We start from the raw sequence: 15,888 nt of genomic DNA, 5'->3' as shown, positions 1-15,888 counted from the left end.
ACCCACCATGAACAAGACCACCACCCTGGCCGCCCTGACGTTGGCCTCCGCCCTGGCCCTGACCGGCTGCGCCACCGGCACCGAAGACGAGAACGCCGGCTCCGAGACCACTGCCACCAGTTCAGCGCCGGCCACCTCTGAGGCCACTGCCACCGATACCGCGACCGCGTCCGACCCGGCGACCGGTACCGCGACCGGTGCGGCGGAGGAAATCTCCGCCGAGCACAACGATGCGGACGTGATGTTCGCGCAGATGATGATCCCGCACCACCAGCAGGCGATTCAGATGAGCGAGATCATGCTGGCCAAGCAGGACCAGGACCCGCAGATCCGCCAACTGGCCGAGCAGATCAAGGCCGCCCAGGGCCCGGAGATCGACCGCATGAACGCCATGCTCAGCGCCTGGGGCCGGGAGCCCATGGGCATGGGAGACATGGATGACATGGGCGGCATGGACCACGGCTCCGGGTCCGGGATGAGCGGGATGATGAGCCAGGAGGACCTGGATCGGCTCGAGGCCGCCACCGGCGACGAGGCCGCCCGCCTGTTTCTGGACGGCATGATCGAACACCACAAGGGGGCCGTGGACATGGCCCAGGGCGAGGTCGACAACGGCCAGAACCCCCAGGCCGTGGCCCTGGCCGAACAGGTCATCACCGACCAGGAAGCCGAGATCACCCAGATGGAGCAGATGCTCCAGGAGCTGCCTGCTTCCTGAGCGGCACGTCCACACCACCATAGGGAAGGGGACCCGTCCAGCGAACGGGCCCCCTTCCCTATGGTCCATGGGCGGTGTTAGCCGAGGGAGGCGAGCAGTTCGGCGCAGGCCTGTTCGCACCGCCGACAGGCCTCGGCGCACACCTTGCAGTGCTCGTGCATGTCCGCGTGGGAGGCGCATTCGTCCCCGCAGGTCTTGCACGCGGTCCGGCAGGCCTCGAGCAGGGCGCGGGTGGTCTCCACGTTGTTGCCGGTCTGCCGGGACAGCACCCGGCCCGTGGCGGCACAGATGTCGGCGCAGTCTAGGTTGAACCGGATGCACTGCCTCAGCTCGGCGACCATGTCCTCGGCCAGGCACGCATCGGCACAGGCGGTACAGGTCTGGGCGCACTCAAAACAGGCCTGGATGCATTCGGCCAGCTTCTGCCGGTCGATGCTCCCCACGTCCTTCGGGTAGGTCTCCAGCATTGAACTCACGTGATGGGTCATAACATCCTCCTTCGTCGGTCCAATCGGTCAGACGGACCGGCCGCAACCGGGCCGCCACGCGACCCACCGTAGGAGGCAGCCGGGGACGGAATGAAGACGCCGTACCTTGAAGATCCCATGAAGATTCCCGAACGCGTGCCTTTCGTCAGTAAATGGCGGGATTCTTCGGGCGCTTCGTGGCGGTCGCACTGACGAGCGATGGCCAGCCGGGTTACGGCCCCGCAAGCGGAACCTACAGCGGGCGCTCGGACACGGCCAAGCCTAGTTGGTCTTGTTCGTCCCGCAACCAGATCCCCTACCGGCCGTCGACTTCCGCAACTGACGGCCAGGGGCGATTCAACTCAGCTTGTCCGCGGTCTCCAGTACCTTCGAACACGGCGCTTCCCACCGCCGTCAACAGCCGCACTTTCCCAGGCGGCCAGACACGCAACTATTGGGGCAGAGAAATTGGGAACCGTCACGAAGTCAGTCGCCGTTCAGCTCACCACCGCCGGCATGCCGATGCGAGTACAGATCGAGGGTCGGGTTTACACCGTGGCCGCCGAGCCATTGCACTGGTACGAGCGACGCCAATGGTGGACTGAAGAGCATCGGGCCGAACGAGGCCGCGGCGCTGGCTTGGTAGACCACGAGGTCTGGCAGCTTCAGGTACAGCTAAGCCAGCGGGCGCCCCTTCACACCATCGAGCTCCGGCGGCACGAGACATCCGGGCGATGGGAACTCATCCGGATCCACGACCGCGGTGAGTACCGGGCAATTTCGTGACGCTTCGAATTCGTTCCCAACCGCACCAGCGCCCAGGCCAGCCCTGGTCGTCCTGGCGGTGGGTGCAAGACCCGGGCCAGCAGAGGCCGGTTGACGGCGACCTGCAATAGAGGGCGGGTAGCCCCAGCACCGCGCATGCCGATTGCCGTCCTGTTGCTTATGGGACGCATGCACTGTCGTCCAAGACCATGCTGTCCCGAGCGCGACGGCTGAATGCACATTCGCGACGTTGGCGGCCAAGGGCGGCGACCTGCACCCCCCCCCCCCCCCCCCCCCCCCCCCCCCCCCCCCCCCAAAAAAAAGAATTCTGTGCTTGAAGTCGTGAACCTGCTGGTGGCCAACGGACGCCAGACCGTTGGCGTTAAGCGTGATTCAGACGGAGAACCCAGCTGAGGAATCGTCGGACCGGTCTGGCCAAGACATGCCGGACCACTCCCACGCGTAGTACACCGTGTCGGGGCTGATAGCGGTATTGAGCGCGGGCATGCATCCTGAGCCGCTTGTTGGGTAGGGGGTGATGCCACCAAAGATCTCGGCAATGTCTACCACCAGAGTGGAAACGTCGTCGGCAACGTAGAGCGCGCTCAGTCCACAAATGACGGTCCCGCTATCCCGCCCAGCACCTACATCGGCGTGAATGACGGCCTGAGCACCTCTCGTCCGTGCCAGGTCCACGGCCTCGCGCATCATCGTTGGCGTGATCAGATCGGTGAAAGGATTTTCCAAGACAAGCTGGGGGTGCTCATCGGCCAGAGCGAACCAGTCGATCCGATGGTCGATACTGGTGAGCCAGTGCGGTGCGGGGTCGGAACCCGGATGCCGAAACCAAGTCGCGTTGAGGATGTCGCGCAGCCATTCTGGCACGCAGGTCGTCGGATGAAGGTAGTCACCGGTCCCGGAAACCGCATGGTCGGCGGCGGTGATGGCGTTTCGGACCTCTAGCGCGGCTGCCCACTGTTCGCGGGTCCACTGGCCGATGTAGCCGTGCGGATCGATGTCGATCTTGTTTTCGAAGATCAGCCACGCCAGGTACTTATCCAGTTCCCCAGATGGCTGCTGGTCCTTGATCACGGTGATCCTTCCGGCCGGTATGGGCATGGTGTCACTGGAGCTGTTCTTCGGTCCAGTTCTCGATGACGAATCCGGTGTCGTCTTGACTGACCTGGAATGTCATGTACTTCGGCCCGGCATTGAGTTCAAAGTCGTTGTCGGCTTCCCAGGACCAGTGGACGACGACGTAGTACAGCGTGGCTTCGCCGTGGGGGTAGGTGTCGGTGATCTGTACTCGGGGGGTGCTGGTCGCGTCGTGCTCGGCTGCGGCCCACCAGTCCGGCGGCAACACTGGCTTGGTCGGGACGACGAAGATGTTCTCGTACTCCTGAACGAATAGGGGCAGGGCCCTGCGGTATGCGTCGGTCGGCGATTGATCGGTTGTGGTGTCCCAGGTGGTCATGGTGCGCGCCGCAGTCGTCACCAGTTCTTCGGCAGTCATTCCCTGCCGGCTCAGGCCGCCCGGCGAGGACGAAGACGTGGCCGGCGACCCGGTGGCGTTGGAAGTGCTGGCTGGCTCGTTGGTCTGCCAGGCACGTCTAGTCGTCGGCGGTGACGTCGAGGACGGTATGGAGGACTGAGTTGGTGAAGGTTTGCCTGGGCCTGTGGGCGTGGTGGTGGCCGACTCGGATGCCTGCGTCTTCCTCGCGGCCGATTCGGGTAATGAGATGCCTGAGACGAACAGGACGATGGACCCGACGATGATCAGCAGGCCCACGGCAACTACGGCGGTGAGGGCGAGTGTGGAGCGGGTGGATCGCATGGAGGCGGATCACTCCTGAGTGTTCGGGGTGATGCGGATGTATCCGGGGACGTCGCCGATGGGGGTGGTGGTCACGGAGTAGGCGTTGGGGGTGTCGAGGTTGTAGTGCTCGATGACGGCGGTGTCGTTCTGGACGGCGGCAACGAAGCCGACGTGGCCGTAGGCGCCACCGATGTCGTTGTACCCCCACCAGGCGATGTCTCCGGGCTGAGGGGTATCGGCGTGGAAGGTGATGCCATCGACCCCGGTGAGAATGTCCTTCCAGGAACCGGCTCCGGACTGGCCGGGCCCATAGTTCACTCCGAGTGACGCGAAGGTGAAGGGTGGCTCGCCTTGATCGGGGGTCCATCCCATGGCCCGGTTGATACGCCACATCACGAAGTCGGTGCACTGGCGCTGGGTGTGCCCGAAGACGCTGCGGGGATGGCCCCAGCCGTCGACGCCGGCGGGCTGACGATAGGGGTAGTCGTCTTCTCCGACTCCCTCGAGCTTCATGGCGGCCAGGGCGGCGCAGACGTCGGCTCTCCTGCTGCTGCCTGCGGCATTGGTGATGCTCTGGACGTATTGCTGGGTCTCCTGGAACGGCGGAACGCCATCGTGCTCTGCCACGGCACCGGGCCCGGCGTTGTAGGCGGCAAGGGTCATCCGGAGGGCCTCGTCTTCGTCTTCGGCGAGGGCAGAGACCTGGGTGCGGAGATGCTTCATGTATCGGCCTTGCGCCGCGATGGCGGCGTGGGGGTCGAAGGGGTCGGCCCCGTTGCCCCACCCGGTCCAAGTGGCGGGCATGAACTGGGCCATCCCCTGCGCCCCGGCCGGGGACACTGCGTTGGCGTCCCACCCTGATTCCTGGTCGATCTGGGCGGCCAGGATGGCCTGTGGGATGCCGGAGTTGGCAGAGGCGTCGGCGATGTCCTGCCGGTACTGCTTGGGGATGGGCTCGGTTCCCGTTGCGGGCCGGCAGACGCCACCGGCGGTGGCCGGACTGGTGCTCACGGCCAATGGTAGGAGAAGCATGACGGTACCGAGGACCAGCCCCACCAGACTCAGACCGACAAGGCCGGTGAAAGCGGCAGCCTTGTTGAGCATCGGGGGGTTACATCCCCTCAATGACGTGGGCAGTGGCCCTCAAGTAGGCCTGCCTGGTGTCGGCCGAAAGAGCCTCCCAGTTGATCTGTCCGCCGTCGTCGAGGGCGCGATCGAAGGGTATGACCTCGACGGCGCGGACGAGGCCTGTGAGGGTGTCGGTGATGTCCTGAAGGCGCTGTGGTGAAGCAGTACGTGGTTGGGTGACGATGGCCACGGCGTTGGTGAGCTTGTCGGCGTATCCCTGGTTGCGCAGTGCATCGATGGTGGTGAAGGCCCGGCGGGCAGCGTCCTCCTTATTGGAGATCGCGATGACCAGCACGTCAGCGACATCGATGGCTGCCTGCCATGTGGGGGCAGTGGAAGCGTTCCCGGTGTCCACAATGGCAAGACCGTAAAACTGGCGCAGTGCGGTGTGCATCATCCGAAACGCGCTGGCGTCGATGACCTCCTTGTTGCCCGCTTCGTTCTGGGAGGCCAATACGTGGAACTTGTTGTCGCCCTGGGGACGCACGTAGCCGGCCAGTTGGTCGGCGTGTTCGGGGGTGGTGAAGTCCTCGATGCGTTCCAGCAGGTCCAGTGCCGTGTGGGAATGGGCTGCCGACAGGGCGCGGTCGGCCAAGTTGCCGGAGTTCTCGTTATTGTCCCAGGCCAGGATCATGCCGCCCCGGATTCGGCCGAGGGTGGCTCCGAGGAGGTAGGTTGCGGTGGTCTTGGAGGCCCCGCCCTTGATGTTTACGACGACGGCGGTGCGGTGGCCGGCCAGTCCCTGCTGGATGGTGGTGTGAAGGCTGCGTGTGTGCCGTTCAGCCGCACCGGGAGCGAGGGACAAGCCCAGGGCATAGTTGATTGTTCCCTGCCATCCTCTCCGGGCCGGGGCCAGGAGCTGTCTGCGGGTTTGTGTGCGCGTCGCGAAGGCCTGCGCCGTCGATACCGGATGCTCTTCGTGCAGCAATGTCGGCATGTCTTCGTCGACGTGCGGCACCCAGCGTGAGGCGACTAAGGCTGCGTCGTCGTGCGCGTCTGCGAAACCTCTGCCTTCTTGTTCGATGCGTTGCACGGCGTTGGAGGCCGGAGTGTACTTGTGGGGAAGAACCCCGGGCAGGTCACTCGCAATAGTCACTTCGTGGCCGGCCTTTGTTGCGACAGCCTGGCCAACACTCTCCAAAGTGGCCGTTGTTGTTACCGGAGACAGGCGGCCAGCGGCGTCAACCAGCTGCCAGTCCGTGTATTCCAGCAAGTAGTCCGCGACCTCAGAGACCGGGGCTGGAGCTAGTTGGCCCGCGTCCAGGGCCCATCGTCCCGGCTCAAAACTGGAGTCGGACTCGTGCCGCATGGCCAGTGCCAGCACGGGAGTGGATTGGTGTGACCGTCCAGCGATCAGTGACATCGCCTCGGCCAGGCTCCCAGCAGTGACGCGGGTACCGGTTCTGTCGATCAGAGTCACCTTGGCGGTGAGGGTCAGGGCGCTGACCGGAGTCATGGTTAGTCTCCTTCAGTTCGAAAGTCTGTCACGACAGGTTCGGTGGTTATTGGCCCGGCGTGTACCACAGGACTTGCCGCTGACCATCGGTGACCGACCACGCATCGTGTGGATGGCCGAAGCGGTCAGGAGATCTCACGTCCAGGAGGGGCCACGGCCACCGCCTGGGTAGCCGTGGCCGCGCGCACCTCGGCAACGGCCTTCTCGAGGCGGTTCGGGTTGAAACCGGTAAACCGTTCGCCGGGAGTCTCGATGACCGGTATCTGCTGAAATCCGTCAGCACGAAGTGTGGCGAGCTTTGCCTGGTTCTCATCCAGGTCAATGAACTCGTAAGGGACGTCCCTCTTATCCAGAAATCGGGTAGCCGCCGCGCATTGGACGCAGGCTTGGGTGCCGTTGACGGTGATCATGTTGTCCTCCGCGGGGAACAGTGCTGACTGAATGGTCAAGGTGGCCTCAAAACAGTTCTTCGGTGACAGCAGGCTTGTGCGCGGCGATGGTGGCGGTGGTAAGTGCCATGAGGTCCTCGACGTCAAGACCCTTATCCGTCGGGTTGCTCAACCACCACCCGGCACGAGTCAACGACTTCGCAGCCTCGATGACTTGTTCAGCGTTGGCCGGCCGGAACTGGGCTGAGGTCCGTGGTCTCGGCGTGGCCGAAGGTAGAAGCGTGTTCTTGAACATTTTCGCGATGACCATGGACGTTCCTTTGCTCGGATGCCACCAGTTCGGACACGCCGGCAACGATGTGTGTCGATGTGAACAGAAAGAGGACCGTCTAAGGTCCCTGCCGGGCCAATCCCGTCTTCGACGGCGAAGCTCGGGGCGACTCCGGCAATGACCTTCTCGGAGCCGGTCTTGGCGCTTGTCGCGGAACGGCTCCCCGGTGTAGGCAAGACCAGCACAAGAACAGTCAGCCCGCCGGGGCGTGTGTCCTGTTTGAACGCATCGGAAAGGAGCCGAGCAATGTCGTGGCCTGTGCACACGGACCCTCATCAGGGAGCGGTGAGACGGCAGCTCGGGGAGGAGCACTGGCCATAGTTCGTCGTGGTTCATTCGAGCTCGCTTCGGTCTCCGGTGAGACGGCACGGAGAAGGCGGCAGAGAATGATGCGTTCGCCCTCTCAGATTGTTGACACCCCAGAGAACGGCCCACCGTGTAGAAATCACCTCAAGATGCCGCAGCCCTACGCAGCACCGTGATCAGCAGCCAGATGCCACCGCCAACGCCGATGTACCAGAGGAAGACCTGGTCCTGAAGAATGGCGAACCAACCGAAGAGCCCAAAGGCCAGAGCCAAGAACGCCAGGATCTGGACTAGAGCCAGCGTGAAGCCGACAGGGCGAGTGGCAAACGAGACCAGGATGGTCGCAGCCGCGGCGAAAGCAACAATGTAAAGCCAGATCATGACGGCCTCCCTTGTTCGATCTTGTGAAGGTCCCCACGCTTTCACCGGCCACGGACAAGCTAGCGCCCCGAGCAAGCCCCGGTTGGCTTCGACGAGTGGATGGACGGGAGAGGGTTCTAGGTGTAGGAGGCCTGGCCGATGGGCGTCGTAAGTGGATGGGTGCAGTGAACACGACCGGCGAGATTGGCAACGTTCTTGCTCGGTTCACAGCCGGAAAACTCCATGAAATATCGCCAAGACAGACGGTCAACTTTGAATTCAGTTGGCGATCCCCTCGCCTACGCGCTGCGCTTCGGATGACGTGTTCCGCAGCGGCGCAAGCGCCCTTGCGCTGTGGGGGAAACAAGGGAGCGCAGGAAGTGCCTTACCGGGTCAGAGCAGGAGGAGCAGGAAGAGCAGTGCCCAGCCGAGCAGGACGGTCACGGCGAGAACCGCTAAGACTGCCCGCCCGCGTCGGGTGCTGACCCAGGCCGGGACCCGATCAGCTATAGCGTCGGGCAGGGTGGCGTCCACTGACTGACGGATCCACGCTTGGCGGGCCTTGCGGCCCTTGCGGGGATGTCGCTGGGAGACATGGAGGGATCGACGGAACCGGGAGAGCATCACAGGCCCCCGGGGAATAGCTGGTCCTGGTCCATTGCAGGGCGGCCCCCGTATTCGAAGGTCCACGCCGCGACCCTCGCCAGGTCCCGGATGCGTGCCCAATACTGCCGAGTGGTGTTATATGGCGCCCCGGTGACTTTAGCCAAGTCGTGCGCGTCTACGGCTGTGACGCCTCCAGCCTCCAGTGCAGCGCCCAGGTACGCGAGTGCGTGCCGGCCGATCGCACTGGGCACGCTGGCTGCCGTGTCGACGATGGACCGGGCGTTGTCGGGAGCATCGAGCGCGGCGCGGATGACTTGGGCCATGGTGATGACTTCGCGGGAGGATGCCCGGAGGGCATCGGCTGAGATGCCGAGGTCTGCGCTGGCCGCCGTGGTGTCTCCGTCGTAGACCAGGTGCAAGCGCAGAAAGGTCTCCACCCGGTGCTCATCCGTCCCGAGTGCGTCCTGGACGAGGTGCAGGACGCCCAACACGTGCCGGAGCTCGTCAGCAGCCTCTACGCGGCGGGTGTCGTCGTTCACGCTTCCGTGAACGGCGGTGTCGCCGCGGGCGGCGGTGATGGCTTCTAGGCTGTCGGCTTTGCCGCCGTTGCATTGGAAGCCGTGGCTGGCGGTTCGCCGGTAGTGGTCGTGGGCTCGGCGTCGGGCGACGACGCGGCACAGTGTGGGCCAGTCGCCTCGGGCCGGGTCGAAGTTCACGGTCTGGAGGGATAGCCAGGTGTCTTGGAGGAGGTCGTCGATGTCTTGGATGGGTCCGCCGTATTGGCGGACCATGGCCGCGACGACGGGCCGGATGGTCTCGAGGTCTACCTGGATTGTGTGCATCGGGTGGTCTCCTTCCGGGTGGCCCGGATGTTGGACTGCTCGGCGAGGTGCTGGGCGAGTCGGGCAATGCTGAAGTGCTGGTGGGCGGCCTGGTCGAGGTCTGGTAGGGCCAGGCTGTGGGTCCAGCAGCCCGCCCCTGTCATGCCGTGCTCGGCGAGGGCTTGGACTTGGGTGTCGGTGGCGGTGGTGCCGGCGGCGTTCAGGGTGTGCAGCAGGTCGCGGGTGCGGTGCTCCAACGTCGGGGCCGGGAGGGCCGTGACGGTGGCCGGCAGCGGGGACTGCACGGCGGGCGGCTTCCGGGTGCTCATGCCACGGCCGCTTTCGGTTGCCAGCCTGCGAGTGAGGCCGCAGTGAGGACCTGGCGGCGAACGGAGCATTCCGGGCCGAGTTTGGCCGCGGCGCGTTCCATCAGGGCCAGGTGCTGCATCGGCCGGGCCTGGAGGAAGGCGCTGGCTGCGGCGTAAGTTTCCGTGTTGACCCCGTCCACCGTCTGTGCGCCGGAGTTTTCCACAGGCGCTGGTGAGGGTGGCTGGGACTCAACCAGTTCATCCTCGCTGTATTCCTGTAGTGGTTCCTCAGTCCTCCTAGGGGGCACCGTTTCGGTGGGGCTCAACCCACCGAAACGGTGGGGCTGGTGGGGCACCGTTTCGGTGGGGCTGAGGGGCACCATTTCGGTGGGGCTGGACTGAGGTCGCGGGTCCTGCCTGTGGACAACCGACCACATGGTGACCGGCCACCCGGTGGCACCGCGGGTGACTGTCGGGGCCGCCGTCGTCATCGGATCCAGGGCCAGGGCGTATTCGGCCCGACTGCCCTGACGGGCAACGCCGTTCGGGACGATGGCACCAGCACGCTTCAGGCTGGCCGTCACCCGACGGAACTGCTCGGCGGCGCTGTCCGGGCTCGCCTCCGGATTCAGGCCGAGGTGCCGGGCTCCGGCCTGCCAGCCGCCGAAGTAGACCGGCGGGGTGCCAGAGTCCAGGGCAACCAGTGCCATGAAGGTCAGCAGGCGGTGGTCGCGGTGGCCCAGATGCTTCCAATAGTTGGAGACCAACAGGGCATTGGACGCACCCATCAGCGGCACTCCTGGGCTCCGCCGTTCCAGTGTGAGGCCGCGGTCACGTCGTCAGCCCCAGGATGCCCAGGGCCACGACGACGACATCGAGGTCGTCACGTAGCTCACGGGCAGCGGCGAAGCGGTGCCCCCCAGTGGCATCCTCGGGGACCACCACCTCAACGTCACCGGTAGGCGTCCAGATCGAGTACACGTCCCCCGACCGAGGGCCATAAGCGGTACGGCCGCAGGGGTCTAGGGTGAAGCCGGGGGGTGGGGTGATACCCAGATGTTCGGTCGCGGTAGAATAGGTCATGGTTCCGGACTCCTGATTGGTGGCTGGTTCCGAAGGGCGTTCGCAGGTCTCCCCAGACGTGTGCGGACGCCCTTTCTCGTGCTGGCGGTCCTTGCCGCATTGTCTGCCACGTTGCCGCTGGCGTGTGACTTCACACTTCTCAAGCACTGGCGTGCTCTCCCGTGCGGGTCCGGGTCTGGGCTTCGAGCCATGCCTTCACATCGCTCCCGCGGTAACTGACATTGCGACCGATCTTGATGAAAGCCGGCCCCTGTCCTACATACCGCCAGTAGGCCAAGGTATTCACCGTGCTGCCCAGATACTCTGCAGTAGGGCCGGGCTTGTATAGCTGATCTTCTTCCATCACGCTTCCTCCATATGACTCATCATGATCTCTTAGCACTTATGTTGATAGCTTAGGCATGCACTTGATGGATTGCAAGAGGATAAGTGGGCCATCATCTTGATGTGTCAAAATGGTGTCCATGGCCGAACCTGCATCAAACAAGAGAAATCCACTCGGACCTACGGGGCAGACTGTGCGATCGAATGTCGCCCGGCTGCGCGGAGGGATGCAGTACAAGCAGCTTTCAGAAAAGCTCGCCGAGCTTGGACGGCCCATTCCCACACTCGGCCTGCGGCGAATTGAAGACGGTGAACGTCGTGTAGATGTTGACGACCTCATGGCCCTAGCGGTGGCTCTAAACGTCAACCCAGCGGCACTATTGCTACCGGCCGAGGACAGAGGCGTGCCAGTGGAGGCAACTGGAGTTGGCTCGGTCGGCTTCGACGAACTCTGGAGATGGGCGGACGGCATCAACACTCTCCGGCCCCCCGCGCCCACCTCAGACAGCGCATTGGAAAATGCGCTCCGTGCACAACTTGAAGTCGCAGACTTCAGGAACCGAGTTCGGCCACCCCTCCATCGAATTGAGAGTGGCGAAAGAGCCACAAGCCAATCAGACGAGGCGCCGCCTGTGGATGAGGTTCTGCGCTCTCTGCGAGAAGCGACGGAGACCATCGAGCGTTTGCAAAAGCAGGAGCCACCCCAGGAGGCCGGGAACCGTGGCGACCGTTGAGGCATACGAGACGAAGGCCGGGCGCCGGTACCGGGTGCGGTATCGGACGCCGGAACACCGTAGTACAGACAAACGAGGGTTTCGTACGAAGCGGGACGCGGAGGCATTTGCGGCCACCGTTGAGGTGTCGAAGTTACGGGGCGAGTACATCGACACGGCCGCTTCCAGGACCACAGTGGGGCAACTCGGTCCGGCATGGCTGGGCAGGCAATCACACCTCAAGCCTTCGTCCTTGCGGCCCGTAGTGGGCGCCTGGCACGTCCACGTGGAGAAACGCTGGGGCAACGTCGCGGTCTCAGACATTCGACGAACGACCGTACAGCAGTGGGTGGCGGATCTCGGCGGAGTGCGAGCGCCGACGACCGTGATTCGGGCACACGGAGTGCTGGCATCGATCTTGGATGACGCAGTCGACGATCGGCGCCTGCTGACGAACCCTGCCCGAGGAGTGAAGCTGCCGCGGAAGGCCAAGAAGCCTCACGTGTATCTGTCACACCGCCAAGTACACGACATCGCGGAGGCGTCGAAACACCCTGAGCTGGTTCTCACGCTTGCATACTGCGGCCTGCGTTGGGGCGAAGCCGCAGGCCTCCAAGTGAAGCATCTGGACATGCTGCGTCGCAGAATTTTAGTGGAGCGGAACGCCGTAGAAGTCGCCGGAGTGTTCGAAGTCGGCACACCGAAGGGTCACAAGCGGCGGTCAGTGCCATTCCCTCGCTTTCTGGCAGAGCGCCTGGCGAAGCAGTGTGAGGGCAAGGGCTCGGATGCCCTGGTGTTTCCAGGGCATCACGGACAGTTCCTGCGGCAGCCTCGCGTGCGCAGCGGGGCAGACGCGGAGACTCGAGCCCGAGACTCGTGGTTCTCAGCCGCGCTCCACGATGCCGGAGCACCACGGGTCACGCCGCACGACCTCCGACACACGGCGGCCTCGTTCGCCGTGTCGGCCGGCGCGAATGTCAAGGCTGTGCAGAGGATGCTCGGGCACAGCTCCGCGGCAATGACGCTGGACGTCTACGCGGACCTGTTCGAAGACGATTTGAATGCCGTCGCCGACCGGCTGGATGAGGCTGTTTCGGCGCAGATTGTGGGCAAAACGTGGGCAAGCGACTGATCTGGCAAGCCATGAAGGCCGCTACTCCCCCGGAATCTCGAGGGAGTAGCGGCCTTTTCTAGGAGTGCCCCCAGTGGGACTCGAACCCACAACACAGAGATTTTAAGTCTCCTGCCTCTGCCAATTGGGCTATGGGGGCCAGATGCGACAGCGGCCCGGACCCCCTCAAGGGTACCGGGCCGCCATGGAGCCGAAGCGTACTTCGAAACCTACTTCGAGGACTTCGAGGACTCCAGCACCTTCGGGTTGTCGAAGCGGCCCGGCTTGAGCTCGCCGCCGGCTGCCTCCAGGAAGGGGTTGTGCGGGTTCTCGAGGCCCTCGATCGGCGTGGTGTCGCGGCCGAAGACCACGGACAGAAGCCAGTCGGAGACCACGCGAGCCTTGCGCTCGTACGTGGGCATGGCCAGGCCGTGGTAGCCGCGGTGGGCCAGCCACGCGGGGACGCCGCTGAGCTTGAGGCCCATCGGGTTGCCGACGCCCTTGCCGAAGCCGAGGCCGGCCACGGCACCGAGGGACTTGTGGACGTACTCCTCCACGGCACCCTCGCCGAAGCGCACGGCCAGCAGGTTGGCGGCGAGGCGCTTGGCCTGGCGCACGGCATGCTGGGCGTTGGGGACGCAGTGGCCGCCGGGGCCGTCACCGGTCAGGTCCGGCACGGCGCACACGTCGCCGGCGCCCCAGGCGCCTTCGAGGACCCCGCCGTCACCGTCGGAGATCTGCAGGGTCGGGGTGACCTCGATGCGGCCGCGCTGCTCGACCGGGAAATCGGTCTGCTTGGCCACGGCGTTGGCGGCCACGCCAGCGGTCCAGACGAGGGTGTCGGTCTCGAAGGAGCCGGCGTCGGACTTGTCCTGCATGTTGATGAGCTTGAGGACGCCGCCCTCGGCGCCGGCCAGGGAGGTGTTGAGCAGCACCTCGATGCCGCGGGACTTCAGGTGCTCCACGACCTCGACGGCCTGGTCCTCGCCGACCTCCGGCATGATCTTGCCCATGGCCTCGATCAGGACGATGCGCGCATCGGACTGGGCCAGGCGGGGGTTCTTCTTGATGACGGACCGGATCAGGTCCTCCATCTCGGAGATGGTCTCGACGCCGTTGAAGCCGCCGCCGACGACGGCGAAGGTCAGGGCGCGGCTGCGGGCCGCGGCGTCGGTCATGGTGGAGGCGATCTCGAGGCGGTCCAGGATCTGGTTGCGCAGCTGGACGGCCTCCTGCACGGTCTTCATGCCGATGCCGGCCTCACCCAGGCCCGGGATCGGGAACACGCGGGTGGTGGCGCCGGCAGTCATGACGACGTCCTGGTAGGGGATCTCGAACTCGGAGCCGTCCTGCGTCTGGACGGTGGCGGTCTTGCGGGCGTGCTCCACCTTGATGACCTTGCCCTGGACGATCTCGGAGTTCTTCAGGTGGGTGCGGTGGTCCACCACGATGTGCCGGGGCTCGATGTTGCCGCCGACGACCTCCGGCAGGAACGGCTGGTACGTCATGTACGGGTTCGGGTCCACGAGGGTGACGACGCCGCCACGCTCCTTGACCTTCTTCTCCAGGTTCTTGGCGACATACAGGCCGGCGTAACCGCCGCCGACGATGAGGACACGGGGCTTCGGGGACAGCTGCGGAGTGATTGCCATGACCCCCAGCCTAGACCCGCTCACCACACTTCGTGAAATTTTTCACAAAGTCACAAAGTTCTCGCTACTGGGATCTGCGCTGGCGCAGATACAGCACCACGGCCGTGGCCGCCAGCCCGGCGACCACGAGGCCCGTGCCGATCACGAGCGCCGGCTGCAACCGCGGGACAGGGTCGGCCGGGGCGGTGGCCTGCGGCAACTCCGTGGACAGCGGGTCCGGGGTCGACGTCGGCCCGGCGGGCTCCCCGCTCGGGGTCGCGGTGTGCGTCGGGGCACCGGAGGACTCGGCGCGACGGTGCACGCGGATCCAGTCTGCGATGGTGTCCATGGGATTGCGGTCCACGGCGCCGACGTCCGCCGTCACGGCCGCGGCGGCGTCGATGATGCCGTGACCGTAGACCGGGTCCTCGCCAGGAACTCCGGCATCCTCGGCCGTGGTCAGGATGCGGTGAATGACCTGGTGGGCGGGCATCTCCGGGTACTCAGACCGGATCAGGGCGGCCAGTCCCGCCACGAGCGGGGCGGCACCCGAGGTGCCCGCCCACTCCTTCCGGTCACCACCCGGCACGGCGCCGACCAGTGGGTCGGCCGGTGCGGCCACCCCGATGGAGATTCCCTCCGTAGAGGAGTCCCAGCTGGCCGTGCCATCCGCGTTGAGGCCCGCCACGGTCAGCACACCGGGGATGGTCGCCGGGGCCCCTGCGGTCAGGGTTCCGGAGGCGCGGTTACCGGCAGCAGCCACCACCACCACGTCGTTCTGCTCGGCGTGCAGGAAGGCCCGGTCCCAGCTCTCCGGCCAGTCCTGGCTGGTGGAGCCGAGGGACATGTTGATGACGTCGGCTCCGTTGTCCACGGCCCAGGTGACGGCCTCGGCGATCTGGTCCTCCGGGGACGGGCCACCGGGGTTGCTGGCACCGAGGTGGACCGAGATGGACAGCAGTTCGGCCCGGGGAGCGACCCCCACGATCCCGTCCGGCCAGGCGCCGGTGGCCCCGTCCGGAGTCGGCGTGCTGGAGGCTGCGGAGGGGCTCGGGCTGGGTGCGGTCTCACCGGAGGGCAGAGTCGAGGGCGTCGGTGTGGCCTTCGCGGAGCGGCGTTCCTCCTCGGCCCGGCGCAACGCGGCCTCGTTGTTCCCGCGGCCGGCCAGGACCGAGGCCACCAGGGTGCCGTGTGCGGCCATCTCCCCGACCGGTTCGGTGCCGGATTCGTTGCCCGCACCGGAGACATCGATGCCGCCGACCACCTGGCCGCTCAGGTCGGGATGGTCCGCGTCGATGCCGGTGTCGATCACCGCGACCGTGACGCCCTCGCCCTGGCTGGTCCCCCACGCGTCACGGAATCCGTACTCGTCCAACCAGTACTGCCGGTCCCGCCATTCATCCGCGGAGGCGGCGGGCAGGGCGGACCAACTCACCGCACCGGACTCGGTCCAGCTTCCGGACGGAGGCGGCAGCAGCACGGGTCCGGCGACGAGGGCCGCGGTGAGCACGGGGACGGTCAGCACGGTGGCCAGGGGCACAGCGGTCAGGCCGGA

At 65.5% G+C, this 15,888-nt stretch carries 17 protein-coding genes and 1 tRNA gene; 2 read left to right on the top strand and 16 right to left on the bottom strand.

All coding sequences use genetic code 11. The features are described from left to right. Positions 1–7 precede the first annotated feature (7 nt). On the top strand, positions 8–718 hold the full coding sequence (locus tag ACFFIO_RS07800) for a DUF305 domain-containing protein (RefSeq protein WP_378041018.1): 711 nt from the start codon (positions 8–10) through the stop codon (positions 716–718). A gap of 77 nt (positions 719–795) precedes the next feature. On the opposite strand, the gene ACFFIO_RS07795 is transcribed toward ACFFIO_RS07800, so the two are convergent. From ACFFIO_RS07795 to ACFFIO_RS07735, 13 genes are all read right to left on the bottom strand, one after another. After that, complete coding sequence (locus ACFFIO_RS07795) at positions 796–1,206, bottom strand: four-helix bundle copper-binding protein (RefSeq protein WP_378041017.1); 411 nt, start codon at positions 1,204–1,206, stop codon at positions 796–798. A 1,137-nt stretch (positions 1,207–2,343) separates the two neighbouring features. Beyond that, a complete protein-coding gene (locus tag ACFFIO_RS07790; RefSeq protein ID WP_378041016.1) occupies positions 2,344–3,042 on the bottom strand; it encodes a hypothetical protein in 699 nt (232 codons plus the stop codon). A 31-nt stretch (positions 3,043–3,073) separates the two neighbouring features. Next, positions 3,074–3,784, bottom strand: coding sequence for a hypothetical protein (locus ACFFIO_RS07785; RefSeq protein WP_378041015.1), 711 nt, complete (start codon positions 3,782–3,784; stop codon positions 3,074–3,076). A gap of 9 nt (positions 3,785–3,793) precedes the next feature. Beyond that, on the bottom strand, positions 3,794–4,777 hold the full coding sequence (locus tag ACFFIO_RS07780; RefSeq protein WP_378041014.1) for a transglycosylase SLT domain-containing protein: 984 nt from the start codon (positions 4,775–4,777) through the stop codon (positions 3,794–3,796). A gap of 100 nt (positions 4,778–4,877) precedes the next feature. Then, positions 4,878–6,350 carry a MinD/ParA family ATP-binding protein gene (locus ACFFIO_RS07775; RefSeq protein WP_378041013.1) on the bottom strand — a complete coding sequence of 491 codons (1,473 nt, stop codon included), beginning with the start codon at positions 6,348–6,350 and terminating at the stop codon, positions 4,878–4,880. 125 nt (positions 6,351–6,475) lie between these two features. Beyond that, on the bottom strand, positions 6,476–6,760 hold the full coding sequence (locus ACFFIO_RS07770; RefSeq protein ID WP_378041012.1) for a glutaredoxin family protein: 285 nt from the start codon (positions 6,758–6,760) through the stop codon (positions 6,476–6,478). 46 nt (positions 6,761–6,806) lie between these two features. Continuing rightward, positions 6,807–7,049, bottom strand: coding sequence for a hypothetical protein (locus tag ACFFIO_RS07765; RefSeq protein WP_378041011.1), 243 nt, complete (start codon positions 7,047–7,049; stop codon positions 6,807–6,809). 471 nt (positions 7,050–7,520) lie between these two features. Continuing rightward, on the bottom strand, positions 7,521–7,757 hold the full coding sequence (locus ACFFIO_RS07760) for a hypothetical protein (protein WP_378041010.1): 237 nt from the start codon (positions 7,755–7,757) through the stop codon (positions 7,521–7,523). Between the two features lie 602 nt (positions 7,758–8,359). Continuing rightward, a complete protein-coding gene (locus ACFFIO_RS07755; RefSeq protein ID WP_378041009.1) occupies positions 8,360–9,184 on the bottom strand; it encodes a sigma factor in 825 nt (274 codons plus the stop codon). Continuing rightward, positions 9,166–9,492: a hypothetical protein gene (locus ACFFIO_RS07750; protein ID WP_378041008.1), complete on the bottom strand. Its 327-nt coding sequence runs from the start codon at positions 9,490–9,492 to the stop codon at positions 9,166–9,168. The genes ACFFIO_RS07755 and ACFFIO_RS07750 overlap by 19 nt, the downstream gene beginning before the upstream one ends. Further along, positions 9,489–10,259: a hypothetical protein gene (locus ACFFIO_RS07745; RefSeq protein ID WP_378041007.1), complete on the bottom strand. Its 771-nt coding sequence runs from the start codon at positions 10,257–10,259 to the stop codon at positions 9,489–9,491. Before ACFFIO_RS07745 ends, ACFFIO_RS07750 begins: the two co-directional genes overlap by 4 nt. 43 nt (positions 10,260–10,302) lie before the next feature. Beyond that, positions 10,303–10,554, bottom strand: coding sequence for a hypothetical protein (locus ACFFIO_RS07740; protein ID WP_378041006.1), 252 nt, complete (start codon positions 10,552–10,554; stop codon positions 10,303–10,305). A gap of 139 nt (positions 10,555–10,693) precedes the next feature. After that, on the bottom strand, positions 10,694–10,897 hold the full coding sequence (locus tag ACFFIO_RS07735; RefSeq protein ID WP_378041005.1) for a helix-turn-helix transcriptional regulator: 204 nt from the start codon (positions 10,895–10,897) through the stop codon (positions 10,694–10,696). 701 nt (positions 10,898–11,598) lie between these two features. On the opposite strand from ACFFIO_RS07735, the gene ACFFIO_RS07730 reads away from it, so the two are divergent. Continuing rightward, positions 11,599–12,723, top strand: coding sequence for a tyrosine-type recombinase/integrase (locus ACFFIO_RS07730; protein WP_378041004.1), 1,125 nt, complete (start codon positions 11,599–11,601; stop codon positions 12,721–12,723). Positions 12,724–12,788: 65 nt separating this feature from the next. Here the strand turns inward: ACFFIO_RS07730 and ACFFIO_RS07725 are convergent. From ACFFIO_RS07725 to ACFFIO_RS07715, 3 genes are all read right to left on the bottom strand, one after another. Then, positions 12,789–12,862: transfer RNA gene (locus ACFFIO_RS07725), tRNA-Leu, on the bottom strand. Positions 12,863–12,932: 70 nt separating this feature from the next. Beyond that, positions 12,933–14,354, bottom strand: coding sequence for an NAD(P)/FAD-dependent oxidoreductase (locus ACFFIO_RS07720; protein ID WP_378041003.1), 1,422 nt, complete (start codon positions 14,352–14,354; stop codon positions 12,933–12,935). Between the two features lie 64 nt (positions 14,355–14,418). Next, complete coding sequence (locus tag ACFFIO_RS07715; RefSeq protein WP_378041002.1) at positions 14,419–15,873, bottom strand: S8 family peptidase; 1,455 nt, start codon at positions 15,871–15,873, stop codon at positions 14,419–14,421. Between the last annotated feature and the right edge of the window lie 15 nt (positions 15,874–15,888).

The organism is Citricoccus parietis (assembly GCF_042433045.1).
Lineage (GTDB): Bacteria > Actinomycetota > Actinomycetes > Actinomycetales > Micrococcaceae > Citricoccus > Citricoccus parietis.
Note: the sequence above shows the minus strand (reverse complement) of the source record. Positions and strands in the feature narration are given on the sequence as shown.